The organism is Prochlorococcus marinus XMU1404 (assembly GCF_017696175.1).
GTDB classification, from domain to species: domain Bacteria; phylum Cyanobacteriota; class Cyanobacteriia; order PCC-6307; family Cyanobiaceae; genus Prochlorococcus_A; species Prochlorococcus_A marinus_X.
In genome coordinates this window covers 381,136-407,328 of the sequence record NZ_JAAORE010000003.1, presented here as the reverse complement: position 1 = coordinate 407,328, position 26,193 = coordinate 381,136, and the positions used below count along the sequence as shown (strand labels likewise).

General features: G+C 33.6%; 27 protein-coding genes and 1 tRNA gene. 19 read left to right on the top strand and 9 right to left on the bottom strand.

Annotated elements, in window-relative coordinates; all coding sequences use genetic code 11:
• The first annotated feature begins 35 nt into the window (after window positions 1-35).
• The 10 genes from rpmJ (at window position 36) to prfA (ending at window position 5,560) form a co-directional block, all read left to right on the top strand.
• Window positions 36-152: a 50S ribosomal protein L36 gene (gene rpmJ, locus HA144_RS08545; RefSeq protein WP_011377173.1), complete on the top strand. Its 117-nt coding sequence runs from the start codon at window positions 36-38 to the stop codon at window positions 150-152.
• Between the two features lie 41 nt (window positions 153-193).
• Window positions 194-559 carry a 30S ribosomal protein S13 gene (gene rpsM / locus HA144_RS08540; protein WP_209043630.1) on the top strand — a complete coding sequence of 122 codons (366 nt, stop codon included), beginning with the start codon at window positions 194-196 and terminating at the stop codon, window positions 557-559.
• A gap of 43 nt (window positions 560-602) precedes the next feature.
• Window positions 603-995 carry a 30S ribosomal protein S11 gene (gene rpsK, locus HA144_RS08535; protein WP_011377171.1) on the top strand — a complete coding sequence of 131 codons (393 nt, stop codon included), beginning with the start codon at window positions 603-605 and terminating at the stop codon, window positions 993-995.
• A gap of 53 nt (window positions 996-1,048) precedes the next feature.
• A complete protein-coding gene (locus HA144_RS08530; protein WP_209043629.1) occupies window positions 1,049-1,987 on the top strand; it encodes a DNA-directed RNA polymerase subunit alpha in 939 nt (312 codons plus the stop codon).
• A gap of 14 nt (window positions 1,988-2,001) precedes the next feature.
• Window positions 2,002-2,352: a 50S ribosomal protein L17 gene (rplQ, locus tag HA144_RS08525; protein ID WP_209043628.1), complete on the top strand. Its 351-nt coding sequence runs from the start codon at window positions 2,002-2,004 to the stop codon at window positions 2,350-2,352.
• 38 nt (window positions 2,353-2,390) lie between these two features.
• The gene (gene truA, locus HA144_RS08520; RefSeq protein WP_209043627.1) at window positions 2,391-3,197 is read left to right on the top strand and encodes a tRNA pseudouridine(38-40) synthase TruA; all 807 of its coding nucleotides are present in this window, start codon (window positions 2,391-2,393) and stop codon (window positions 3,195-3,197) included.
• A gap of 114 nt (window positions 3,198-3,311) precedes the next feature.
• Window positions 3,312-3,743 carry a 50S ribosomal protein L13 gene (gene rplM, locus HA144_RS08515; RefSeq protein ID WP_209043626.1) on the top strand — a complete coding sequence of 144 codons (432 nt, stop codon included), beginning with the start codon at window positions 3,312-3,314 and terminating at the stop codon, window positions 3,741-3,743.
• A gap of 9 nt (window positions 3,744-3,752) precedes the next feature.
• Window positions 3,753-4,163: a 30S ribosomal protein S9 gene (gene rpsI / locus HA144_RS08510; RefSeq protein WP_209043625.1), complete on the top strand. Its 411-nt coding sequence runs from the start codon at window positions 3,753-3,755 to the stop codon at window positions 4,161-4,163.
• 13 nt (window positions 4,164-4,176) lie between these two features.
• Window positions 4,177-4,437: a 50S ribosomal protein L31 gene (rpmE, locus tag HA144_RS08505; protein ID WP_209043624.1), complete on the top strand. Its 261-nt coding sequence runs from the start codon at window positions 4,177-4,179 to the stop codon at window positions 4,435-4,437.
• Between the two features lie 28 nt (window positions 4,438-4,465).
• Window positions 4,466-5,560: a peptide chain release factor 1 gene (gene prfA, locus HA144_RS08500; RefSeq protein WP_209043623.1), complete on the top strand. Its 1,095-nt coding sequence runs from the start codon at window positions 4,466-4,468 to the stop codon at window positions 5,558-5,560.
• Between the two features lie 13 nt (window positions 5,561-5,573).
• Here the strand turns inward: prfA and HA144_RS08495 are convergent, their stop codons facing one another.
• Complete coding sequence (locus HA144_RS08495; RefSeq protein WP_209043622.1) at window positions 5,574-6,131, bottom strand: HNH endonuclease; 558 nt, start codon at window positions 6,129-6,131, stop codon at window positions 5,574-5,576.
• Window positions 6,132-6,148: 17 nt separating this feature from the next.
• Between HA144_RS08495 and alr the strand changes: the two genes are divergently transcribed.
• Together alr and HA144_RS08485 are read left to right on the top strand one after the other, a co-directional pair.
• Complete coding sequence (gene alr / locus HA144_RS08490) at window positions 6,149-7,348, top strand: alanine racemase (RefSeq protein ID WP_209043621.1); 1,200 nt, start codon at window positions 6,149-6,151, stop codon at window positions 7,346-7,348.
• Window positions 7,349-7,409: 61 nt separating this feature from the next.
• Window positions 7,410-7,498: transfer RNA gene (locus HA144_RS08485), tRNA-Ser, on the top strand.
• A 34-nt stretch (window positions 7,499-7,532) separates the two neighbouring features.
• Here HA144_RS08485 and HA144_RS08480 read toward each other — a convergent pair.
• Both HA144_RS08480 and cobJ read right to left on the bottom strand, forming a co-directional pair.
• Complete coding sequence (locus HA144_RS08480; RefSeq protein ID WP_209043620.1) at window positions 7,533-8,321, bottom strand: TIGR01548 family HAD-type hydrolase; 789 nt, start codon at window positions 8,319-8,321, stop codon at window positions 7,533-7,535.
• 95 nt (window positions 8,322-8,416) lie between these two features.
• Entirely contained in the window at window positions 8,417-10,219 is a 1,803-nt protein-coding gene (gene cobJ, locus HA144_RS08475) for a precorrin-3B C(17)-methyltransferase (RefSeq protein WP_209043619.1), read from the bottom strand.
• A 334-nt stretch (window positions 10,220-10,553) separates the two neighbouring features.
• On the opposite strand from cobJ, the gene psaA reads away from it, so the two are divergent.
• From psaA to HA144_RS08460, 3 genes are all read left to right on the top strand, one after another.
• Window positions 10,554-12,857 carry a photosystem I core protein PsaA gene (gene psaA, locus HA144_RS08470; protein ID WP_209043618.1) on the top strand — a complete coding sequence of 768 codons (2,304 nt, stop codon included), beginning with the start codon at window positions 10,554-10,556 and terminating at the stop codon, window positions 12,855-12,857.
• Window positions 12,858-12,884: 27 nt separating this feature from the next.
• Window positions 12,885-15,113, top strand: coding sequence for a photosystem I core protein PsaB (psaB, locus tag HA144_RS08465; RefSeq protein WP_011819135.1), 2,229 nt, complete (start codon window positions 12,885-12,887; stop codon window positions 15,111-15,113).
• 105 nt (window positions 15,114-15,218) lie between these two features.
• Window positions 15,219-16,181, top strand: a complete 963-nt coding sequence (locus HA144_RS08460) for a glycosyltransferase family 2 protein (protein WP_209043617.1) — start codon at window positions 15,219-15,221, stop codon at window positions 16,179-16,181.
• Between the two features lie 4 nt (window positions 16,182-16,185).
• Here the strand turns inward: HA144_RS08460 and HA144_RS08455 are convergent, their stop codons facing one another.
• Complete coding sequence (locus HA144_RS08455; RefSeq protein ID WP_209043616.1) at window positions 16,186-16,578, bottom strand: annexin; 393 nt, start codon at window positions 16,576-16,578, stop codon at window positions 16,186-16,188.
• Window positions 16,579-16,671: 93 nt separating this feature from the next.
• On the opposite strand from HA144_RS08455, the gene HA144_RS08450 reads away from it, so the two are divergent.
• Both HA144_RS08450 and HA144_RS08445 read left to right on the top strand, forming a co-directional pair.
• Entirely contained in the window at window positions 16,672-16,785 is a 114-nt protein-coding gene (locus HA144_RS08450) for a photosystem I reaction center subunit VIII (protein WP_002807990.1), read from the top strand.
• Window positions 16,786-16,812: 27 nt separating this feature from the next.
• Window positions 16,813-17,412: a photosystem I reaction center protein subunit XI gene (locus tag HA144_RS08445; RefSeq protein WP_209043615.1), complete on the top strand. Its 600-nt coding sequence runs from the start codon at window positions 16,813-16,815 to the stop codon at window positions 17,410-17,412.
• Window positions 17,413-17,474: 62 nt separating this feature from the next.
• On the opposite strand, the gene HA144_RS08440 is transcribed toward HA144_RS08445, so the two are convergent.
• Complete coding sequence (locus HA144_RS08440; RefSeq protein ID WP_209043614.1) at window positions 17,475-18,233, bottom strand: C40 family peptidase; 759 nt, start codon at window positions 18,231-18,233, stop codon at window positions 17,475-17,477.
• Window positions 18,234-18,236: 3 nt separating this feature from the next.
• Here HA144_RS08440 and HA144_RS08435 point away from each other — a divergent pair, with 3 nt between their 5' ends.
• Window positions 18,237-19,145, top strand: a complete 909-nt coding sequence (locus HA144_RS08435; protein WP_209043613.1) for a serine hydrolase — start codon at window positions 18,237-18,239, stop codon at window positions 19,143-19,145.
• Here HA144_RS08435 and HA144_RS08430 read toward each other — a convergent pair.
• Entirely contained in the window at window positions 19,142-19,354 is a 213-nt protein-coding gene (locus tag HA144_RS08430; protein WP_209043612.1) for a hypothetical protein, read from the bottom strand. The two genes, HA144_RS08435 and HA144_RS08430, sit on opposite strands and share 4 nt — an antisense overlap.
• Window position 19,355: 1 nt before the next feature.
• Window positions 19,356-20,030 (bottom strand): recombinase family protein, encoded by a 675-nt coding sequence (locus HA144_RS08425; RefSeq protein WP_209043611.1) that lies wholly within the window; start codon window positions 20,028-20,030, stop codon window positions 19,356-19,358.
• Between the two features lie 292 nt (window positions 20,031-20,322).
• On the opposite strand from HA144_RS08425, the gene lipA reads away from it, so the two are divergent.
• Entirely contained in the window at window positions 20,323-21,216 is an 894-nt protein-coding gene (gene lipA, locus HA144_RS08420) for a lipoyl synthase (RefSeq protein ID WP_209043610.1), read from the top strand.
• A gap of 6 nt (window positions 21,217-21,222) precedes the next feature.
• Here lipA and HA144_RS08415 read toward each other — a convergent pair whose 3' ends face one another.
• Window positions 21,223-21,516, bottom strand: a complete 294-nt coding sequence (locus tag HA144_RS08415) for a YciI family protein (RefSeq protein WP_209043609.1) — start codon at window positions 21,514-21,516, stop codon at window positions 21,223-21,225.
• A complete protein-coding gene (gene gltB / locus HA144_RS08410; protein ID WP_209043608.1) occupies window positions 21,517-26,091 on the bottom strand; it encodes a glutamate synthase large subunit in 4,575 nt (1,524 codons plus the stop codon).
• Window positions 26,092-26,193 lie beyond the last annotated feature (102 nt).

Below are 26,193 nucleotides of genomic sequence, written 5' to 3'. Positions count from 1 at the left end.
TAGAATAAAATATTAATGTTTTATTTGAAAACTTCATGAAGGTCCGATCTTCAGTAAAAAAAATTAGCCCCGACGATCAGATCGTGAGGAGAAGAGGTAAAATCTATGTTATTAACAAGAAAAGACCTCGAAATAAACAGCGTCAGGGTTAAATTTCAACCCTTATATACAAACTTTTACTTATTCAAAACACGTGGCCAGGATTGCAGGAATTGACATACCTCGCGAAAAGCGAGTTGAAATTGCACTTACATACGTCTATGGAATTGGTTTAACAAGATCAAAGCTAATTCTTTCTAATACGGGTGTAAACCCAGATATTCGTGTCAAAGATCTTTCAGATTCTGATGTGCAAAAACTTAGAGGCGCTACAGAAGAATTTACTTTAGAAGGAGATTTGAGAAGAAAAGAAGGAATGGCTCTTAAACGTTTACAAGACATAGGTTGTGTAAGAGGAAGAAGACATAGAATGAGCCTTCCAGTGAGAGGCCAGAGAACTAGAACCAATGCAAGAACAAGACGGGGTTCAAGAAAAACAGTTGCTGGAAGAAAAAAATAATTAACTAAATCTTTACACAAATCAAAGTTTTAAATTAAAAATCATGGCAGCTACAGTAAAAAAAACAGGTTCAAAGAAATCTAAACGAAATGTACCCAACGGTGTGGTACACATCCAAAGCACATTTAATAATACTATCGTTTCAATTACAGATACTTCTGGTCATGTAATTTCTTGGTCTTCTGCAGGAGCTAGTGGATTTAAAGGAGCTCGAAAAGGTACGCCATTTGCTGCCCAAACAGCAGCTGAAGCTGCTGCTAGAAGAGCACTTGATCAAGGCATGAGACAAATAGAAGTATTAGTAAGAGGTCCGGGCTCAGGTAGGGAAACGGCCATAAGAGCTTTACAAGTGGCCGGATTAGAAATAACTCTAATAAGAGATGTAACTCCATTACCTCATAATGGATGCAGAAGACCTAAAAGGAGACGCGTTTAGGTCTTAACCATTCTCCAACCCCCCTAAAAAAACTTTCAACCTTATTTTTTTCCGTGTTGCAATACCAGATTGACAGAATCGACCATCAAATTTCAGATGATCGCTCCCAAACAGGAACTTTTTTAATTGGCCCTCTAGAAAGGGGACAAGCTACAACTTTGGGCAATTCACTTCGAAGAGTTTTAATGGGAGGACTCGAAGGAAGCGCAGTGACTGCAGTTAGAATTGCAGGGATTAACCACGAATATGCAACTATTCCTGGAGTTAGAGAAGACGTTTTAGATATTCTTCTTAATTGTAAGCAACTATCAATTAATAGTTCTAATCCAGAGCTAGAAATAGGCAGACTAATTGCAAGCGGTCCAATGGAGGTGAAAGCAAATGATATTCAATTCTCATCTCAGGTTGAAATTGTTGATGGAGAAAAACCTATCGCAACTATTCAGGAGGGTCATAACTTAGAATTAGAAATCCATGTTGAAAGAGGGGTAGGATATAGACCCGTAGATCGTAAGAATGAGGAGACAACTGCTATTGATTTACTTCAAATTGATGCTGTATTTATGCCAGTAAAGAGAGTTAATTTTACGATTGATGAAACTGCTGTAGCAGAGGGTGGAACAGGTAGAGAAAGATTAAAAATGGAAGTAGTAACAGATGGTTCAACTAGCCCAGATGACGCGATCGCTGAAGCCGCAAATCAGTTAATAGAGCTTTTTCAACCTCTCGCTACTGTTACAATGGTAGAGGAAATTCCTGAAGAGCCTGAACCATCTCCTGAAGCTCAAATTCCTCTTGAGGAACTAAACTTGTCCGTTAGAGCATATAATTGTTTAAAAAGAGCTCAAGTTAATTCAGTTTCGGACTTAATGGGTTTTAGCTATGAAGATCTGCTTGAAATCAAGAACTTTGGCTCTAAATCTGCAGATGAGGTTATTGAAGCTCTTGAACGTATAGGAATTTCTATTCCACAAAGCAGGACATCTGTTTAACAATTTTTAAGATTATGAGACACCAACTAAGAATTCCATTATTGAGTAAACCTTCTGACCAAAGGAAAGCACTATTAAGAGGTTTGACTACACAATTAATTAGAGAAGGGAGAGTTACGACCACAAAAGCTAGGGCAAAAGCTTTAAGAAACGAAGCTGAAAGAATGATCTCTCTTGCTAAAGATGGCAGTTTGGCTTCTAGGAGAAGAGCTATTGGATATATATATGATAAGAAATTAGTTCATTCATTATTTGAAAAAGCAAAAGAAAGATATGGAGATAGAAATGGTGGTTATACTCGCATAGTCAGAACCGTCTCTAGAAAAGGGGATAACGCTCAGATGGCTATAATTGAGCTTGTTTAAGCTATTTTAATAAGGATCTTTTGTACAAAAAATAACTTTTGAAGAGAGTAGCTTTACTAGTCCAATATGATGGATCCAGATATTCTGGCTGGCAAAAACAAAAGAATGCAAATACAGTTCAGGAAATTCTAGAGAAAGCTCTTTTTAAAATCGCAAATCACGTCATTAGGACTTTTGCTGCAGGTAGAACTGATGCAGGGGTTCATGCATCAGGTCAAGTAGTACACTTTGATATTGATTGTGTTATTCCAGGGTATCGTTATTCAGATGTATTAAATAGTCTTTTACCCTCAACAATTAGAATTTTGGAATCTGTTGAGGTTAAAGATGATTGGCATGCATGCTATTCCGTAATATATAGACATTATCGCTACGTCATCAATAACAGTAAATTGCCAAATGTGTTCATAAGTAATTGGTCATGGCATAGGTACCAAAAAGTGCTAGATGAAGTTTTAATGTTAAATGCATCGCAAAGCATGCATGGTGAACATGATTTTTTTGCTTTTCAGAAAAGTGGAAGCAACAGGCCAAACTCTATTACAAAAATAAAAAATATTGATATTAGGAGAGTAGAGGATTTGATTTTTATTGATATTAAAGCTACTGGTTTTCTCTATGGAATGGTACGTTTAATAGTTGGTCAGTTGGTTTTAGTTGGAGAAAAAAAAATATCACCAGAAAAATTGACAGATAGGTGGGTAAATAAGAAGAAAAAAGATGTTAAAGAATCTGCTCCTGCCAAGGGATTATGTTTCGTAAATGCTGTTTATGATGAAAATGTTTTCAATAAGGTAAATAAAAACGATTTTTTCCCAGTATTTTTAATCCGTGGTTATTCTTAATTAATTTTCACTAAAGCGAGTAGTTTGTGTAAATTGTCCAAAATTATTGTTTAAAACTCCTACAATAAGGTAGAATTTAAAATTGAATTAAATTTATTTGCAGAAACTTCGTAAATGAATAAAACAATTACTCCGTCTATAGAAACTATTGAAAGAAATTGGTTTTTAGTGGACGCAAAAGATAAGACACTTGGTAGGCTTGCCACAGAGATTGCAACTGTTTTAAGAGGGAAAAATAAACCAACATTTACTCCTCACTTAGATACGGGTGATTTTGTTATTGTTGTCAATGCTGAAAAAGTTGGGGTAACAGGCAAAAAAGCATCACAGAAGTTATATAGAAAACATTCTGGGAGGCCAGGTGGAATGAAAATTGAAAAATTTGAGTCTCTTCAAGAGAGAATTCCTGAAAGAATAATAGAGCAAGCTGTTAAGGGTATGCTACCTCATAACTCTTTAGGAAGACAGCAATTTAAAAAACTAAAAGTTTATAAAGGTGCTGATCATCCTCATGCTGCTCAGAATCCTGTATTATTAAATAATTAATTTATTGAAATGAATAGTCAAATAAAAAACAAAGCTGTTTATTGGGGAACTGGAAGAAGAAAAACTTCAGTAGCTAGAGTTCGTTTAATTCCTGGAGATGGGCAAATTAAAATTAATGGTCGCTCGGGTGATGATTACTTAAACTTTAATCCTCTCCACTTAAATTCAATAAAGGCACCTCTGCAAACTTTGGGTCTAGAAAATTCTTATGATATTTTGGTAAATGTTTTTGGCGGCGGATTGACAGGACAAGCAGATGCTATTAAGCAGGGAGCAGCAAGAGCACTTTGCGAATTATCTCCTGATAACAGGAAACCGCTAAAAACTGAGGGTCATCTTAGTAGAGATCCTAGAGCTAAGGAAAGAAGAAAATATGGCCTTAAAAAAGCAAGAAAAGCTCCACAATTCTCTAAACGTTAAAGGATTTTTAATTATGCCAAAATCAGAAATTCACCCAAAATGGTATCCAGATGCAAAAGTTATTTGTAATGGAGAAGTTGTAATGACAACAGGCTCAACTCAGCCCGAACTTCATGTTGATGTTTGGAGTGGTAATCATCCTTTCTTCACTGGAACTCAAAAAATTCTTGATACAGAAGGAAGAGTTGATAGGTTTATGAAAAAATATGGAATGGGTTCCGCTAATTCAGATCCATCAAAAGATCAAAAAAAAGAAAAAGATTCTAATAAGTAGAATTTTCAAAAACTAAGCACAATTTCAATTGGAATACTCAACACTCATTGCAAGGTTGAAAACTGCTTCAGAAAATTTTGAAAATTTGGAAGTTCAGCTTGCAGATCCTGATATAGCTAATGACCCTAAAAAATTAGAATCAATAGCAAGAGAAAGATCTAAGTTGGAGCCTTTGGTTATTGATTTTAATAAATTGCTTGATACTGATAAGGAAATTGAAGATTCAAAAAATTTACTCAAGGAGAATCGAAATGATAAAGAGATGGAATCTTTAATTAATGAGGAGATAACTACCCTTGAAGAATGTAAGAATGAACTGATTCAAAAAACTACGATTGCCTTATTGCCTAAGGATCCAAGAGATGAGAGAAGTGTAATGTTAGAAATCAGAGCCGGCGCTGGAGGTAACGAGGCTTGTATATGGGCTGGTGACTTAGCAAGAATGTATGAAAGGTATGGACAAAAAATTGGATGGTCAGTAAAACCTGTTAGTGCTTCTGAGTCAGACATGGGAGGATTCAAAGAGCTAGTTATCTCAGTTAAGGGAGATTCTGTATATAGTCAACTTAAATTCGAGGCTGGTGTTCATAGAGTTCAAAGAGTTCCCGCTACTGAATCCCAAGGCAGGGTTCATACCTCAACGGCTACAGTTGCTGTTATGCCTGAGGCTGATCCTGTTGAGGTTAAGATTGATCCAACCGATTTAGAGGTTGGTACAGCGAGATCAGGAGGTGCAGGTGGACAAAATGTTAACAAGGTAGAAACTGCAATTGATCTTCTTCATAAGCCTACAGGCATAAGAGTTTTTTGTACTCAAGAGAGATCACAATTGCAAAATCGTGAACGAGCAATGGAAATTTTAAGAGCCAAATTATATGAAATCCAATTAAGAGAAGCTAATGCCAAAGAGAGGTCACAGAGGCTTTCGCAGGTTGGAACAGGAGATAGGAGTGAAAAAATTAGAACTTATAACTTTAAAGACAATAGAACAACTGATCATAGATTGGGCTCTAACTTTTCACTAGAACCAGTTCTTGCTGGTCAATTGGATGAAGTCATTGATGCATGTATAGCGCAAGAACAAAAGAGAATGATGGAAGATTTTAATAACGAAGTAAATTAACACTTTATTTTTATTAGATTGCAACACCTATTACATATTTACTCCATTCTTTGTGCTTACCTGAGTCAATTTGTCTTGTAGCTTCAAAATTGAGATTACTTAGTGGACGATATGGCTTGCGTTTTAAAGGCATATTTGCCTCTTCTGGGGTCCGGTTGCCTTTTTGTACATTACACCTGAGACAAGCTGTAGTAACATTCTCCCAGTTATCAGTACCTCCTCTGCTTCTGGGTAAAACATGATCAATTGATAAATCATTACCTCTATAGTTGCAATATTGGCATGAATTATTGTCCCTTAAAAGAATATTTTTTCTTGTTAGGGAAACTTCTCTAAAGGGTACTTTCACGTAGTAACGAAGTCTTATAACTGTTGGTAATTTTCTGCCGCAATGTATTGAATAAGATTTATCTTCTTCTAAGCTTTCTGCTTTACCTTTAATCATCAAAATAACAGCTCTTCGCCAGGAAGTAATGTTCAAAGGTTCATAAGATGCATTTAAAACTAGAGTCTGGCCCATGCCAAAATACAATTTACATGTCATGCTAACTGTATATTTAAATAAGCGCATATAATTGTGCAAAGATAATGCAGATTCGGGAACCAAATCAGTTATTTAATTTTGAGAAATATCCAACTTTGGAAAAAGATATAGATCTAAAACAAAGAGCATGGATTGAAGTTAAAGGTAAGGCAATAGAAACAAACGTAAGTCAATTAAGATCAAAATTAAGTAAAAATTGTCAATTTATGGCAGTTGTGAAAGCCGATGGATATGGACATGATGCAAAATTAGTCTCGGAGTATGCCATCAAAGGAGGTGCATCTCAATTAGGGGTTGCCACATTAAAAGAAGGCATTCGACTTCGTTCTGCTGGAGTTAAGAAACCAATTCTTATCCTGGGAAACATTTATACAAAAAAGGATTTAATTATATCTTTCAAAAATGATCTTATGCCAACTATCAGTAGTATAAGAGAATGTTTAATTTGCAATAATATTGGGAAGCACTTTGGATTGAAATTTTCTTTACATCTTAAGGTTGATACAGGAATGTCAAGATTAGGATTTGAATGTACCAAATTTGTACAACAATTTAAAAAAATCCAATCTTTTGACAATATTTCCATTGAAGGAATATATAGTCATTTATCATCTGCTGATGAACTCAACTCATTAGATCCAAAAAGCACTTCTCAATTACAAAGAAAGAGGTTTGAGGGATTATTGAAGCAAATTAATTCTTACAGAAATAAAAATATCAAGATTCATCTTGCTAATTCAGCAGGCATGCTTCTTGATGAAAAATTCCATTTTGATATGGTACGTGTTGGGCTATCTATGTATGGATATAATCCTTTAGTAACAATAGATGAAAATTTATCGCTTAAACCAGCTTTATTTTTGAAGGTCAAAGTAGCTTTTATAAGAATTATTGATAAAGGTGTAAGTGTAAGTTATGGAGCAAAATTTGTAAGTAGTAGAAAAACTAAGTTAGCTGTATTAAGTATTGGTTATGCCGATGGAGTACCCAGAAATCTTTCAGGCAAGATAAAAGTTATTCATAATAATAAATTTTATCCTCAAGTTGGATCTATAACTATGGATCAAATGATGGTAGACATAACAGGTTCAAATGAAATTAAAATTGGTACTACGATGATATTACTAGGATCTGATGGAGATAAAATGATTTCTCCTGTTAGTTGGGCAAAAGAATCTAACACTATTCCTTGGGAAATTCTTTGCTCTTTTAAAAATAGATTGCCAAGAGTTCAAGTTGATTAGACATTTCGATTAAATAAAAAATTTTGAATGTATGCAGAAAAATTGATAATGTATAAGAACTGGAGAGGTGGCTGAGTGGTTGAAAGCGGCTCCCTGCTAAGGAGTTACAGGAGGTAACTTTTGTCGAGGGTTCGAATCCCTCCCTCTCCGTAATTAATTGAGGAATATTTTTATTTATATTTTTTTAGAACAAGTCAAGATTTATATTTTCAAGTTCGTTGATACAATTTAAAATCAAGTCAGCTCCTGCATTTTTTAGATTTTTTTCGTATGAATTGCGTTCTTTTAATCTAGACTTTGAATGTAAATGAGGGGGAGATATTCCAATACTTATGAATTTTTGAGATGGAATTTCCTCTCTGGCGTTTATAACTGTATTTATATCTGCAATAGTATCTCCTACATATGCAATGGGAATATTTGATGAGCCAAGTTTATCTCCAAGAAGCTTTTTAGATAAGTTGATAAAACCTTGAGGATTTGGTTTGTCAGGGGCATCTCCCATAGCAACTAATGGCGGTGATTTTAGTCCAAGTCTTTCTTCTAAAACAAATCTTGCAGAAGCAGACTCTGCACCACTTACAAAACCCCAAATTATTCCATTTTTTTTTAATGATTCAAAAAACTTTTTATCAACTAATAAATCCTCATTAGTTATAAATCCAGACCAATTTTTACTATCTTGATTTGGATCTCCTCCAAAGTACAACTTTTCAAAACATTTAACTATTGCCTCTCTTGAAGGTATTTCAAGGTTTAAGTTCTCTTTTGTTATACATCTTTTTATAAGCTCCAAACTTAAATCCCAGTCATTATTCCATATCCCTTCATTTTTTGCATTATCAATCTCTTTATAGCTTGGCTCCCATCCGGAAAATTTGTAAACCGTTTTTATTAATGCAAGTCTATAACTATTCTCTACGCTGCGTATTACACCATCAATGTCAAATAAAATTAAGCCAATATTTTTCAATGAATTCTCTTAATCCTTTTATAAAAGATTAGTATTCTTATTAAAAAAAAGCAAAGAAAAATATCTTACTAAATAATTTTTGAACTATCTAAGCCTTATTTTTGTAAATACCCCCTTGGAGTGAGAAATATTTCATCAACTAAGGTTGTTTGTGAATTGCCAATAATAATTATCGATAACATATCTATCTCCTTAAAGGGAATGGTATTTAAAGTAAAAAATTTTTTGGATTGATTTTCTCTCCCTACTTGTCTAGCTATTAAAACTGGAGTATCCCTATGCCTAGATTTTAAACATCTATCTATCACACTTCTTAACTGCCAATTTCTTTCAATGGATTGAGGATTAAATAAAGCTATTACAAAGTCACCCAATAGAGCTCCTTCAATTCTTTTTTCTATTAAAGACCATGGAGTTAATTTATCGCTTAAACTTATTGAACAAAAGTCATTCATTAGTGGTGCTCCACTAATCGCAGCAGCTAATTGAACACTACTTATACCTGGATGAACTTCAAAGTAAGGTCTATATTCTTTTTTTATTTTTTGTAGCAATTCTAAAAGTAAACCAGCCATGCCATAAAATCCAGATTCCCCTGAAGAAATTAAAGCCACTTTTATTCCTTCCTCGGCTAGTTTAATTGCTTTACTGCATCTCTCTTGTTCTTCAGTAAGTTTACTTTCAATTAAAACTTGGTCACTCCTTTTTAAGGGCTTAATTAAATCTAAATACATTTTATATCCGATCCAAACAGTACATCTTGAAAGTGCTTTTTTTGCATTACTAGTTAGGAAGGAGATATCACCAGGCCCACTTCCAATAATATGTATTTCGCCATGGGTTGGATTATACTGATTTTTTGATTCTGCTACAGCGATAGTTACTGCCCCAGATTGATTTTTAAAAATTCTTTTTTCTTCTAATAATTTTGATTCTTCTCCTGCTGCTAGTAAGCAAGAGGCTTCTGCTACAGAAGGTGTGCCAATTTCCTTTTGTACGACATTTGATGGATTTGGAACAATTATTGTTGAAAGATCTTCTTTACTAAAAAACTTTATAGGCAAGTTTTTTTCTTCAGAAAGTTCTATAATTCCTTTCTCATCTTTTTTAATATCAATAGTCGCAAATCCCGCAATTGATTGCTGTGATAAATTTCCTGACTCCAAAAAATTATTTAAAGAATTTGCTATTAATTCTTTGCTTGTATTCCTTTCACATCCAATACCAATCCATAATACGGGAGGATGCCAATTTCTTTGATTATTTTTGAATATACTCACATGAAATGTTGAATTTGGTTTTTCAATTTCTTTTCCATTTATTTGATTAATAATTTCCCCTGATTCAGAAGTTTTCCATAAGCCATTACCAGATAATTGTTTGCAATATATTTCTTCGTTCTTAGCTTGTTTAATTACTAGTTTTGACCAATCCTTTATATTGCCAGATCTTTTCCAACCCCATTGATTCCCAAATGCATCAAGATTTAATAAGCTTTGATCATTAGAATTATTAGTCTCTATTACTTCACCACCAAATAAATTTGCAATTTGACATGCAATATTTTGCGTATTTGACTGATGTAAGCCAATTAAAGGAACTATCTTGGAACATTTGTTATCTATAACGATTACACCTGGATCTTGATCTTTAGATGTTAAAAAAGAATTTATTATGCGTATTGATGCAGCAATTGAGCCTATAAAAATTATTAAATCTATTTCCGGCCATTTTTTAAGTAAGATTTCTCTAGGTTTTTGTACTTGAATAAGTTCATTTTCCTTCCCATAATCTTTTGAAGAACCTGCAATATAAATATCTTTTACAAATTCGGTTTTTTTAAGCCTTTTTAAAATTTCTTTTGAATTATTAGATAGACCTATTGCAATTCCTTTCAAATCAGAAACTATTGATAGTTACGTTGAAATTATATCCTGTCGCTGGATTTAAAAAATTTTCTTTGAAATATAAAAAAAAATTTAAGAAATTTATATAAAATTTGAGTAAAAATACTCATAATCTAGTCATAGAATAAAATTTAACAAAATATTCATATAGTAACAATCATTAGAACATTTGTTACGTTAATGCATAACGAAAGAATCTTTGCCTTATTATTTTTGAAACGAATATTTAAAGTTACGGAGGTTTCGTTTTCTTGAACATTATCATTAAAAATAAGTTCAAGATCCGATCAGTCGGCTTTAATGTCAATTATTTTCGAGGTGCTAGATGACCATCAGCCCACCAGAAAGTGGAGAAAAAAACAAAAAAGTTTTGGAGGATCCTGTTAAGGCCGATCCAAGACCCATTGATTTTGCCAAATTAGATAAGCCAGGTTTCTGGTCAACTAAATTATCTAAGGGTCCAAAAACTACAACATGGATCTGGAATTTGCATGCAGATGCACATGATTTTGATGTGCATACAGGCGATGCTGAAGAAGCAACAAGAAAAATCTTTTCAGCTCATTTTGGACACCTTGCAGTCATCTTTATATGGATGAGTGCTGCATTTTTCCATGGAGCAAGGTTTTCTAATTATTCAGGTTGGTTAGCTGATCCAACTCATGTCAAACCAGGTGCTCAGCAAGTTTGGGCAATTGTTGGTCAAGAAATGCTTAATGCTGATCTTGGTGCTAACTACAATGGTATTCAAATCAGTTCAGGAATATTCCACATGTGGAGAGCATGGGGAATTACTAACGAGAGTGAACTGATGGCATTAGCAATAGGTGCTGTAGTAATGGCTGCACTTATGCTTCATGCGGGAATTTTTCATTATCACAAAGCAGCTCCAAAAATGGAGTGGTTCCAAGATATTGAGTCTATGCTTAACCATCACATAGCTGGTTTAGTAGGACTAGGATCTTTAGCATGGGCTGGACATTGTATTCATATTGGAGCTCCTACAGCAGCTCTCTTAGACGCAATTGATGCAGGCTCTCCTTTAATCATCAATGGTAAAGAAATAGCAACTATTGCAGATATGCCTATGCCGCATCAACTCTGTGATCCACAAATTATCGGTCAGATATTTCCAGGATTAGCAAGTGGTACAGGTAATTTCTTTAGTTTAAACTGGTTAGCTTTCTCAGACTTCCTTACTTTCAAAGGTGGACTTAACCCTGTTACAGGAAGCTTATGGATGACTGATGTTTCACATCATCATTTAGCTTTTGGTGTAATAGCAATCATTGGTGGTCATATGTATAGAACCAATTATGGTATTGGTCATAGTATGAAAGAAATATTAGATTCACAGCAAGGAGACCCAATATTATTCCCTGCTCCTAAAGGGCATCAAGGTCTTTTTGAGTTCATGGCAGAAAGTAGACATGCCCAGCTTGCGGTAAACTTGGCAATGCTTGGATCAATAAGCATACTTGTATCTCATCACATGTATGCGATGCCTCCATATCCATATATAGCTACTGACTACATGACAGTTCTTGGATTATTTACTCATCACATGTGGATAGGTGGATTATTCATAGTAGGTGCAGGGGCGCATGCTGGAATTGCAATGGTCAGAGATTACGATCCAGCAAAACATATTGATAATGTATTAGACAGAATACTTAAAGCTAGAGATGCTTTAATCAGTCACTTGAACTGGGTATGTATGTGGTTAGGATTTCATAGTTTTGGACTCTATATTCACAACGATACTATGAGAGCTTTGGGTAGACCCCAAGATATGTTTAGTGATTCTGCAATCCAACTTCAGCCAATTTTTGCTCAATGGGTACAGAGTATTCAAGCATCTGCGGTTGGAACTTCTCTTTTAGCAGGTACTGCAGAAGCTTTACCTCACAAAGCTTTAAGTGAAGTTTTTAATGGAAGTTTAGTAGAAGTGGGTGGAAAGGTTGCTATAGCCCCAATTCCATTAGGAACAGCTGATTTAATGATTCATCATATTCATGCTTTCCAAATTCACGTAACTGTTTTAATACTTCTCAAAGGAGTACTTTATGCAAGAAGTTCAAGGTTGATCCCTGATAAAGCGTCTTTAGGATTTAGATTCCCTTGTGATGGTCCTGGAAGAGGTGGTACATGTCAGGTTTCTTCATGGGACCACGTGTTCTTAGCTCTTTTCTGGATGTATAACTGTTTATCAATAGTTATTTTCCACTTCTCTTGGAAAATGCAGAGTGATGTTTGGGGACTTACTGGTGGTAACTTCGCACAAAGTTCCATTACTATTAATGGTTGGTTAAGAGATTTCCTTTGGGCGCAAGCTTCTCAAGTATTAACAAGTTATGGTCAATCCATAAGCATGTACGGTTTGATGTTCTTAGGAGCTCACTTCATATGGGCATTTAGTTTAATGTTCCTCTTTAGTGGACGGGGATATTGGCAAGAATTATTCGAATCAATTGTTTGGGCACACAACAAACTTAAAGTTGCTCCAACTATTCAACCAAGAGCTTTATCTATTACTCAGGGTAGAGCAGTAGGTGTAACACACTTCCTTGTCGGTGGTATTGCTACCACATGGGCTTTCTTCCACGCTCGCCTTTTCGGCCTGGGCTAATTACCTGAACTTCACCTTTTTAATTCAATGGCAACAAAATTTCCATCATTTAACCAGGGTCTAGCTCAGGACCCTACAACCCGACGAATATGGTACGGAATAGCTACCGCTCACGACTTTGAAAGTCATGATGGTATGACCGAAGAAAAGCTTTATCAGAAGCTTTTCTCTACACATTTTGGTCATCTAGCAATAATCGCCCTTTGGGTAGCTGGTAACTTGTTTCATATTGCTTGGCAAGGTAACTTCGAGCAATTTGTACTTGATCCAACCCACGTTCGTCCTATTGCTCATGCTATTTGGGATCCACATTTTGGATCTGGTATCACAGAGGCAATGACACAAGCTGGAGCTAGTGGTCCAGTAAACATAGCTTACTCAGGTCTCTATCATTGGTGGTACACAATTGGAATGAGAACTAATGAGCAACTTTTCCAAGCTTCAATATTTATGAGTATTTTGGCTTGTTGGACTTTATTCGCAGGTTGGCTACATTTACAGCCAAAATTCAGACCTTCTCTAGCTTGGTTTAAAAATGCAGAGTCAAGATTAAATCATCATTTAGCTGTCTTATTTGGTTTTAGTAGTATCGCTTGGACAGGTCATTTGGTTCATGTTGCTATACCTGAATCAAGAGGACAACATGTAGGCTGGGATAATTGGTTAACAGTGCTACCACACCCAGCAGGATTAGCTCCGTTCTTTACTTTAAACTGGGGAGCATATGCTCAAAATCCTGATTCATTAGATCAAGTATTTGGAACAGCCGAGGGAGCTGGAACGGCAATCTTTACTTTCTTAGGTGGTCTACATCCTCAAAGTGAGGCATTATGGCTTACTGATATTGCTCATCACCATATTGCGATTGGAACAGTTTTTGTAATTGCTGGCCATATGTATAGAAATACTTTTGGCATAGGCCATAGCCTAAAAGAGATTACAGAAGCTCATAATACTAGACACCCTAATGATCCTCATAAAGGTAGTTTCGGAATAAATCATGATGGAATATATGAAACTGTAAATAACTCATTACATTTCCAACTTGGACTAGCTTTAGCATCACTTGGAGTAGCAACTTCTCTTGTAGCGCAACATATGGGTGCACTTCCTTCTTACGCTTTTATTGCTAGGGACTATACAACACAATCTGCTTTATATAGTCATCATCAGTACATAGCAATGTTCTTGATGGTTGGTGCTTTTGCACACGGAGCTATTTTCTTTGTGAGAGATTATGATCCTGAATTAAATAAAGATAATGTTTTAGCAAGAGTTCTTGGAACAAAGGAAGCTTTGATAAGTCACCTTAGTTGGGTAACAATGTTGCTCGGATTCCATACTCTTGGAATTTATGTTCATAACGATGTTGTTGTAGCTTTTGGAAATCCTGAAAAGCAAATTCTAATTGAGCCAGTATTTGCTCAATTCGTTCAAGCTGCCCAAGGTAAGATGATGTATGGCTTTAATGCTTTACTTTCTGATCCTACTAGCTCAGCAAGTCTAGCTGCTAACTCATTACCAGGTAATCATTATTGGATGGATCTTATCAACAGACAAGATGCATTAAGTGCTTTCTTACCTATCGGTCCAGCAGATTTCTTAGTTCATCACGCTATCGCTTTAGGTCTTCATACAACCGCTTTAATCCTTATCAAAGGTGCACTTGATGCTAGAGGAACAAAATTAATCCCTGATAAGAAAGATTTAGGTTATGCATTCCCTTGTGATGGACCTGGACGTGGAGGCACTTGTGATAGTTCATCTTGGGATGCTATGTACTTAGCTATGTTCTGGGCATTAAATCTACTAGCATGGGTAACTTTCTACTGGCATTGGAAACACCTAGCAATATGGCAGGGTAACGTAGCACAATTTAATGAATCAGGAACTTATCTAATGGGTTGGTTCAGAGATTATCTCTGGTTAAACTCTGCTCAACTTATTAACGGATATAATCCATTTGGAGTAAATTCTTTATCTCCTTGGGCTTGGATGTTCCTATTCGGTCACTTAGTTTGGGCTACTGGTTTCATGTTCCTAATATCATGGCGTGGTTACTGGCAAGAATTAATTGAAACATTAGTTTGGGCACATCAGCGTACTCCGATAGCAAACCTTGTTGGCTGGAGAGATAAGCCAGTTGCTCTTTCAATTGTACAAGCTAGATTAGTCGGATTAGCACATTTCACTATTGGAAATATTCTGACATTCGGTGCATTTGTAATTGCATCAACTTCAGGAAAGTTTGGCTAAAATTTCCTTTAAATAATTTAAATCACCACAATTGTGGTGATTTTTTTTTGTTTAATTTTAATGTTCTAAATTAAGTTAAAATTATATAATTATTATCAAATATAAATGTCAGATATAAATCAATTAATTTCTATTATCATCCCTGTTTTCAATGAAACTGAGAGTATTGGTTTTTTATTGGATGAAGTTATAAGTGTAATGGTATCTAATAAATTTAATTTCGAATTGATTGTTGTAAATGATGGTTCTAAAGACAATACTCTTCAAGTATTAAAGCAACTAACTCTTAAAATTAAAGAATTGTCAGTAATTTCTCTTCGCAAAAATTATGGGCAAACTGCTGCAATGTCAGCAGGTTTTGATAATTCTAAAGGCGATATTGTCATTACTTTGGATGGTGATTTACAGAATGATCCAAATGATATTCCTAAATTAATTTCAGAAATTAATAATGGTTATGACTTGATTTGCGGATGGAGGTTTGATAGAAAAGATAAATTAATCAATAGAAAGATACCATCAAAAATAGCGAATAAATTAATAGCTCACGTAACAGGTTTGAAGTTGCATGACTATGGATGCTCATTAAAAGCTTTTAAGAAGGAAATAATAGATGATATTAAGTTGTATGGTGAACTTCACAGGTTTTTGCCAGTTTTAGCAAATATTGAAGGTGCAAGAATCAAAGAAATTAAAGTCAATCATAGAAGCAGGCAATATGGATCTAGTAAATATGGAATCGATAGAACTTTTAGAGTTTTAATGGATTTACTAACTGTTTGGTTTATAACTAAATTTTTAACAAGACCAATGTATGGATTTGGTTTTGTTGGAATTATAAGTATTTTGATTAGCCTTGCAATGAGTTCTTATTTGATAGTTTTAAAAATAATTGGTGAGGATATTGGAAATCGTCCGTTGCTAATGTTCGCATTAATATTGGGAATTGCAGGGGTTCAATTATTTAGCTTTGGATTATTGAGCGAACTTTTAATTAGGACATATCATGAAAGTCAAAGTCGTCCAATTTATAGAATCAGGTCAATAAGTAGTACCAATCAAGATTGAATTTTTACTTGAATTCTCTTATTAATAAAGCTGAAATTTCAACAACTTCAGGAGAAATATCTCTTAAACCTTTTCTTAAAATTGGTAAAGTTGATTTATCAGCCAATTCTTCCGCAATTTTTAATGCTTTTATTTTACATTCTGTATTACCCTTGAAAAGACTAAACATTTTATCTCTTTGAGAATTTTTATAAAATGATGAGTATTTTTTTTCTTCATGCTTGTAAGGAAAACTTTTTTTATTAGGTATAAATTTATTATTATTTTTTTTAGTTTTTTTTAATTTTTTAGAGTAGAAATTGCTCAAAGCAATTACATTTTCAAATTTTCTTTTTTTTAAAATTAGAATTAATAATCCTATTAAAGAAATAAGTAATATTGCGAAAAAATTTAACATGTAAAAAGTTAATAATTTTTATATCATCCAGTAATAAAATTAACACTATTTCTCAGATAAATACTAAAGTATTCAAAGATGTTTAAAATAACTATGCCATCTGATTTGCCAAGTCTTCTACCTTCAATTTTTGTTCCATTAATTGGTATAGCCATGCCTGCTGTTTTTATTGTATTAATTGGAAGATTTATTACAGCAACTGAATAAATTATTAATCACTAAATTATTAAAAAAATGAGCGACTTTCAAAAATCATTCTCAGAATCAACAAGTTCAATCAAGTTTGATGAAAAATACATAGATAATTCTGTGCAACCAAATGATATTGGTGTTGCAGAACAATGGGCAGTAAAAACAGTTACTGATCCATGTGTTGGGAATTTAGCTACTCCAGTTAATAGTGGCTATTTTACAAAAGCCTTTATTAATAATTTGCCTTTTTATAGAGAAGGTATTTCTCCAAATTTTAGAGGTTTAGAAACTGGAGCTGCTTTTGGATATCTCTTATATGGTCCTTTCACTATGACTGGTCCTTTAAGAAATTCTGAATTTGCCCTAACGGCCGGTCTTCTAGCCGCAATTGGAGCTGTGCATATTTTGACTGCACTTTTAGTTCTTTATAATGCTCCTGGCAAAGCACCTAATGTTCAACCTCCAGACGCTACTGTTAATAATCCACCAAAAGATTTATTTACAAGAGCTGGTTGGGCTGATTTTACAAGTGGATTTTGGTTAGGAGGCTGTGGAGGAGCTGTTTTTGCTTGGCTACTTGTTGGGACATTACACTTAGATACCATAATGCCAATCATTAAAAATATTTGGACTGCCGGTTAATCCTAAATAAAAAAAGCAATATTTATAAGTTTATTTTTAAATTGCAGAGTTACCCCAATTTACTAACGTATCGTTCTATCCCATCTGTAATTCCTTATTACTCTACCTGCCGAAATTAGTTTAGATTTATAATGCAATGAGATTTTGTCATTGGAATTTTTTAAGGTGTCTAATCCTATTCCATTTCTGCCAAAATCCTTTCCAGAACAATGGTAATACAGTCCATCACCTTTGTAGATTCCAACATGATCACAATTTTTTTTATTCCCAAAAAATAAAAGATCTCCTGGCTGTAGAGCTGCATAAGATTCTTTGAAATAAAAAAGGTGCTTACAAAAACTTTTTATTTGATAAGAGTCTCGTGGTAGATGAATACGATGCTTTAAAAAAGCAGTCTGAATTAACCCGGAACAATCAAAATTGGGTCCCAATGTGCCTCCCCAAAGGTATTCATTAGTTAACTCTGCTTGATCCTCTATCCATTTCAAAATTGAGGCAACTTTATCTTTTATAAAGAAGTGTTCATTTTTTAAAATCTCAGTTTTTTCTAATTCGTATTTCTCAATAATCAATCCATCTAAATTTATCCAACAGACGTAACCATCTTCATAAAGTTGAACTAGAATTCTTGAAAATTTATGGGCATGTTGATAAATATTTGGATAAATTAACCTAAAAATTCTATTTTTAAATATTTCAGTTACTAACTTATCTTCTCTTTCATTTTGATATCCAGAAATATTAACTTTTAATTTCCACCAAATAGTTTTTGAAAAATTAGTTTGTTTAAATAGTGAGATAGGATTTTTACAATTTTCCATACAATGTCCTTTTACTACATAAGTGAAGAGATGGGTCTAGCCTTAAATTATATTTTAGGGAAAGCATCCTCTTATAATAAAGATTTTTCAAGAGAAGATATTTCCATAACTTGGATTAATTATAAAAGTGAAGATAAAAGTGTATTTAAAGGTTTTGGAGCTGGTATTAATAATAGAAAAATGGTTTACCCTGCAAGTATAGTCAAGTTGGTTTATGGCCTCGCTGCATATTATTGGATTAAAAAAGGAAGTTTATTATTATCAGATGAAATTATTGATGCAGTAAGGAAAATGTTGTATTTCTCAAGTAATAATGCAACAAGCTTCTTAATTGATTTACTGACTGGAACAACAAGCGGACCTTGTATTGAAGGAGAATTATGGGAAAATTGGAAATATCAAAGAAGTATAATAAACGATTGGCTACATGATTTACATTGGGAGGAATTGATTGGTATAAATTGCTGCCAGAAGACCTGGGATGATGGACCATTTGGTCGTGAAAAAGAATTTTATGGACATGATAATAAAAATAGAAACTCTATGAATTCTGATTCAGCTGCAAGGATTTTGGAGGAAATTATGATTCATATTGATTATCAAAAAAATGACTTAAATTTACGAGGTTTTTTAAAAAGAAATTTAAATAAAGTTGTTCTTAAAAACGATTCTCTTAATCAAATAGATGGTTTTTTGGGTGAAGGTTTACCTGAAAGCATTAATCTTTGGAGTAAAGCAGGTTTAATGTCAGAAGTTAGACATGATTCAGCTTGGTGGACTAATGGTCAATCTCTACACACTTTATTAGTTGTTTTTTGTAATGGAGAAAAATATTCCAAAGATACTTCCTTGTTACCATTAATAGCCAAAGAAGTATTTGAATTTAACAAGAGATATACTATTGAGGTTTAAAGTAAATCGTCTAAGAAATTAGAATCTAATCTATCACTATAGGCTTCATAAGGTAACATCATTACTTCTTCAAAATTTAAATCATTCATAATCCATTCTCTATATTCTGCTAACAAACTTTTTCTATCTTCATTATCTAATTCATAAATACGCAATGCTGTATCTTTAAAATTTTCTTTAATTAAATTTTCAATTTCTTTCTTCTTCATTTTATTTGAATTCTCCCTCCAAAATCACTCTTCTTATTGTTGACAATGCAATTCCCGTTTGTGATCTGATTGATCGATATGAATATCCCTCATTACGCAATCTGATTACTAAAGATTCTTTTAAAGGACTTATTTTGGGCCTTCCTCCGAGATTATTTCCAGATAATTTTCTGCGTAATAGCTGTTCTTTTTTTCTTTCACCTAAACTTTTTTCTTCTAATTTATCTAATTCATATAAAATCTTATAAATTGAAGAATTTGTTTTACAGGATTCATTAGCTGCAAAAAAACCAGTCAAAGTTCGTAATTTAATATCCTTATTAATGAGTTTATTTATTGTCCTCAAACATTCTTTTTTATTTTTAAATGCTCGATCAAGCTGAGTTATTATTAATTGATCGCCTTTAGATAAGCAATTTACAGCTTTATTTAGTTGGGGTTTGACTTCTTCATCTAAACTTATAAATTCAGAGAAAATTAAACTGCAACCCTCTTTCTTTAAGGATTTGATTTGCTCTTCTAAATATTCATATTCATTATCGGTAGCTCTAGCATAACCTATTGCTTTAGAGTTTTTATTTTTTTCAGATAGTAAAAGACGTTTTCTTTTAAATTTAAAAGTCAAAGTTTTATTACGTATATTTTTTACTGTATCATTAAATAAGTAAAAAAACACTTATTAGTACAAAAAAAATCAATTATTGCAGCATAATTATTTATTTACTATGTGACTAAAACGTTCTGATATCTGTAATTAAAACAACATTCTTGATTCTGTTTTAATTATAGTTGCTGAAACAAAACATTATTTATGTAGTAACTTGAATTAGGATTTTTAAAATTATCGATAGACTTGTTAAATTCATCTATTTTTTAACTTCTATTGAATAGGCTTCATTTTTGAAATGATTAATAGTTAATTCAAATTGTTTTTAGTAAAATAATATTACAGGCCAGAAACAATTAATTTGACTAATAATCCTAATAGTTTAATTTCAAAACCTGAATGGTTAAGAGTAAAAGCTCCTCAAGTTGAGAGGATTGGCAATACTGCAAATTTGTTAAATGATTTAAATCTAAATACAGTATGTCAAGAAGCAAGCTGTCCAAATATTGGTGAATGTTTTGCTAGTGGAACTGCCACTTTCCTAATAATGGGACCTGGCTGTACTAGAGCATGTCCATATTGCGATATTGATTTTGATAGATCTAAAAGAGAATTAGATCCAACAGAACCATATCGTCTAGCTGAAGCAGTTTATAGAATGAAGCTTAAACATGTTGTAGTTACATCAGTTAATAGAGATGATCTTGAGGATGGTGGTGCATCTCAATTTTTTGAATGTGTTAATCAAGTAAGAAAAAAGTCTCCTGAAACTACTATTGAGCTTTTAATTCCTGATTTTTGTGGGAACTGGAAAGCGCTTGAAAAAGTTCTTGATTCAAATCCAAACGTTTTAAATCATAATATTGAGACTGTGTCTTCGCTATATAAAAAAGTAAGACCTCAGGGTAATTATAAGAGAACTCTTGAGTTACTTAAAAGAACCAGAGACTATTCTCCCAAAGTTTATACAAAGTCAGGTTTTATGCTTGGTTTAGGGGAAAAAGATGAGGAGGTCTTAAGTCTTCTTGAGGATTTAAAAAGAAATTTCGTTGATATTGTTACTATTGGCCAATATTTATCTCCTGGCCCTAATCATTTACCTGTTCAAAGATTTGTGAGTCCCACAAAATTTAATTATTTTAAAGTTTTCGGGGAAAAAGATTTGGACTTTATGCAAGTAGTTAGTTCTCCTTTAACTCGAAGCAGTTACCATGCTGAAGAGATTCAAAAGCTTATGAAAAAGTATCCAAGGTAGGCATTTTCATTTATTTGAATCTACCCACTCATTTAATTTCCATTCAACTAGATCATTTTTAATCATTGGATCTTTCTTAATGATTTTTAGTGCATTTTTATAATTATTCATCTCAAGAATAAGTAATCCGCCGTAACCTGGCTTCTTTAACTCATCTACTAAAAAACCACTTTTTATATTAATTCCCTCTTTTTTTAATTTTTTGATCCAATCAATATGTTCGTTAATTATTTTTCGTTTTAAATCATTATTAATTAAGTATTCTTTTTTTATGATTTCAGTTTTTACAAAGAAAGGCATCTACATTCTCTTTATGCCAAGCATCTCTTCTTCGCTTGGGGGAACTATTAATTTGAAAGTGCTCTTGAAATAAGACCAATTTTCAATTATTTTGGAAGCCTTTAAGCTATTTGTTTTTGCTCGATATTCTCTAATAATTTCCAATAAGATATCTTCCTGCTTTGATGAAGTTATTTTGTGAATGCTAACTATTTCCTTATTAACTTTATTAATTAAATCGTTATTCTCATCGAGTATAAAAGCTATTCCACCAGTCATGCCTGCACCAATATTCCTTCCTGTGGAACCTAGAATAACTACTTTCCCACCAGTCATGTATTCACAACAATGATCACCTGCTCCCTCTGTTACTGCCACAGCACCACTATTTCTTACTGCAAATCTTTCTCCTGATTTTCCTAATGCAAATAATTTCCCACCTGTTGCTCCATAAAGGCAAGTATTTCCTAAGATGACTTGTCCGGAGGAGATTTCATCTATTTTTGGTGGAATTATTGTGAGTATTCCTCCATTCATTCCTTTACAAACATAATCATTAGCTTCTCCGATTAATTGAACATTCATTCCCTTCAATAAAAAAGCACCAAAGCTCTGTCCTGCATATCCTTTGAAATTTAAGTTGAGTTCTCCATTGAAGCCTGTGTTTCCATGAAGTTCTGCAATTTCGCCTGATATTTTCGCACAAACACTTCTGTCTGTATTTTTTATCTCAATTTCTTTGATTAATTTTTCGTGATTTTTAATGGAATCTATGAACTCAGTATCTGACAAAAAATCGTCTTCTAATACATAACCATTACTATGTGCATTGTTTGAATGTTTTAACCATGATCTATCCTCGGTCGAGGATTCATTATTTACTAAAGAAGAAAGATCAATATTGGAAGTTTTTGGAAGGCCGATATTTCTTGTAGAAAGAAATTCTTGATTGCCAATCAGTTCTTCCATATTAGAAACACCTATACTACTCATTATCTGTCTTACTTCTTCAGCAATATATAAGAAAAAATTGACTACATTTTCGGGAATCCCTTTAAATCTTTTTCGTAATTCTTCTTTTTGAGTAGCAACCCCAACAGGACACTTGTTTGTATGACAAACCCTAGCCATTATGCATCCTTCCGCAATCATCGCTACAGAACCGAATCCATATTCTTCAGCACCTAGTAAAGCTGCAATAACTACATCCCAGCCAGTTTTAAGACCTCCATCAGTTCTCAAAATTACTCTTTCACGTAAGTTATTTTCTAGTAGAGATTTATGAACCTCAGCGACACCTAGTTCCCAAGGTAAACCTGCATGCTTAATAGAACTTAGAGGTGAAGCACCTGTTCCTCCGTCATGGCCTGAAATTTGAATTACATCTGCATTAGCTTTGCTTACTCCAGCAGCAATAGTGCCGATACCAATTTCAGAAACAAGTTTAACGCTGACCTTAGCTTTTGGATGGACTTGGTGTAAGTCGTGAATTAGTTGAGCTAAATCTTCAATTGAATAAATATCGTGATGAGGTGGAGGAGATATAAGGGCTACTCCTGGTTTACTATTTCTTAGTTTTGCAATGTAAGAATCAACTTTTGGACCAGGCAACTGTCCCCCTTCGCCAGGTTTTGCACCTTGAGCCATTTTAATTTCTAGTTGTTTACCACTTCGCAGATATTCAGGTGTAACTCCAAATCTTCCTGATGCTATTTGTTTAATAGCTGAGCATGCGGTATCTCCATTTTCCAGACCTTTTATAAATGGCAATGTCGCTGATTGATTATTTTCATCAATATCATTTAAAACATTAAATCGAGCTGGATCTTCTCCCCCTTCGCCACTATTACTTTTCCCACCAATTCTATTCATTGCAACTGCTAAAACTTCATGCGCTTCTCTTGATAATGCACCCAAACTCATTCCTCCAGTGCAAAACCTTTTGCAAATTGATTCGACGCTTTCCACTTCCTCTAGAGGAATGCTTTTTCTTTTTGAACTTATTGTTAGTAAATCTCTTAAAGATGTGGAAGGCCTATTACTAATTAGTTTTTTGTAAGTTTCAAAATGATCATATCCAGGTCCTTGTTTTACAGCCGAATGTAAAACCTTGGACATCTCAGGATTATTAGAGTGATATTCTCCATTATTTCTAAATTGTACAAATCCTAAGAATTCTAATTTTTTTAAATCTATCTCTGGGTAGGCTTTCGTATGAATTGAAAGCGTTTCATTAGTTAACTCTTTTAGTGTTATGCCAGCAATTCGGCTTGTTGTCCCATCAAAAGCAATTGTTATTAAGTCAGAACCAAGGCCAACGGCTTCAAAAATTTGTGCTCCATGGTAACTAGACAAAAGTGAGATGCCTATTTTAGAAAGAATTTTTCTCAGACCGTCTTCTAAAGCTTTTTTAATATTTGCTTGAACATCAGTTATTGATAACGAATTGATCTTTTTACTATCTATAAGTTTTTGAGTTTTTGGATGTTTTAACCAATGTCTTCCTGCTTCAAATGTCAACCAAGGGCAAACTGCGCTTGCACCATAACCAATCAAACAAGCTAAGTGATGTGTGCTCCAACATTGACCTGTCTCAATTATTAACGAAGCTTTTAGCCTGATTTCTTTTTTCAGAAGATAATGATGAATAGCTCCAACAGCAAGTAAGGGAGGAATAAAAGTCTTTTTAGGATTAATTCCTTTATCAGAAATAATAATTAAAGAGCAACCTTCTTTTATAGAAAGCTCACTCTGTTTACAAATTGCTTTTAATTGGTTCTCTAAGCCTGTAATACCTTCCTCAATATTAAACAAACTTGAAATTGTTTGAGATTTAATTTTTGATTTTTTAATGGAAATGAGTTCTTCCTCATTGAGAATTGGACTTTTTAAATGGATAAAAGGTTTAGGATCTTTAATCTCAAATGGTGTACATCTTTCTCCAAGATGCATCTCTAAACTCATTACCAGTTTTTCTCTTAAAGGGTCAATAGGAGGATTAGTAACTTGCGCAAATCTTTGCTTAAAATAGTCATACAAAATATGTGGCTTTGATGAAAGCACTGCTAGTGGGATGTCGTCGCCCATACAGTAAGTAGGCTCTTTAGCTAATGAAGCCATGGAATCTAAGATAAGATCATTATCTTCCGCTGAAAAACCATATGCAGTTTGTTGTTGTAATAACTCAAGGTCTTTTAGTTTGCAGTCTTTAAACCATTTATTATTTTCTATTTTTATAGTTCTTTTACTAAGGAGATGTTTATAATCATGCCTTTGAGCTGCTTCAGATTTTACCTCCCAATTTCTCAGTATTCTATGTTGATGAAAATCAACTGCCAACATTTGTCCCGGTCCTAATCGACCTTTCTCTATTACTGTTTCCTCTTCAAGTTCTACTACTCCTGTTTCGGAACCCATTATTACAAAACCATCATTTGTTATTGAATATCTTGCTGGTCTTAGACCATTTCTATCAAGCGTTGCTCCTACAAAATTTCCATCTGTAAATACAAGGAGGGCAGGTCCATCCCAAGCTTCTTGTAGGCTCGCAGAATACTCATAAAATGCTTTAATGTCATCCCTTTGTTCTAGTTCTGGTTGATCTCTAAATGCTTCAGGAACAAGTTTCAATAATGAATCAGTTATTGGTTGGCCTGAGCGAATATTAATTTCAAGGGTTGCATCAAGATTTGATGAATCGCTTTTATTTACATCTACAATCGGCTTGATTTCATTAGATAAATCTCCCCAAAAATCATCTAAATGTTTTTCTGAAGCCTTAGCCCAGTTAATATTTCCTAAGAGAGTATTTATTTCACCATTATGACCTAAAAATCTCATGGGCTGAGCTAAAGGCCATTTTGGAAGTGTATTAGTACTAAATCTCCGATGATAAACAGAAAATGAGACTCTAAAAGTCTCTTCTTTTAAATCTTTATAAAACTCAGATAATATTTCAGAACGAACCATACCTTTATAAACAACTGTTTGAGAACTTAATGAGGCAAAATAAAATTCACAATCCCCAACATGGTTTTTAAAATTTTCTCTTATTTTTTTTTCAATTCTTTTCCTTAATTGGAATAAAAGCCTCTCAATATCTTGATGATCTTTTTTATCTACATATAAAATCCACTGACAGATAAATGGAGCATTTGCCTTAGCTAAAGGACCTAAGGTTTCATTATTTACAGGCACTGTTCTCCAAATTGTATTGCTGACTCTTAATTTTTCTGCTTCCTGATCACATATTGATTTACATTCTTCAATTTTATCTTTTTTATTAGGCATAAAAACCATACCTAAACCTCTATTAAAGTTTTCTTTCTTTTTTAGATTCAATTCTTCTTCTAGGTATTGCCATGGTATTGAACATAAAATGCCTGCTCCATCTCCTGAGTCACTATCTCCACCACAACCTCCTCTATGCTCCATGCAATTAAGTCCCTTCAGTGATTGTTTAAGGATCCAGTTGCTTTCTATACCTTTAACATTTGCTATGAAACCAACTCCACACGCATCTTTTTCCCCAATTATTCCATTTGGGGAATAACTATCATGATATGGCTCGTCGATTCTTTTGATACTCTCTCTCATAGATTATTTAATTCTATTTAGTTATTTATTTTCATTATAAAAATAAATATCAAAATAAAACTAAAGATAATGAATATTTACCAAAGAATTTTAATTTCACAA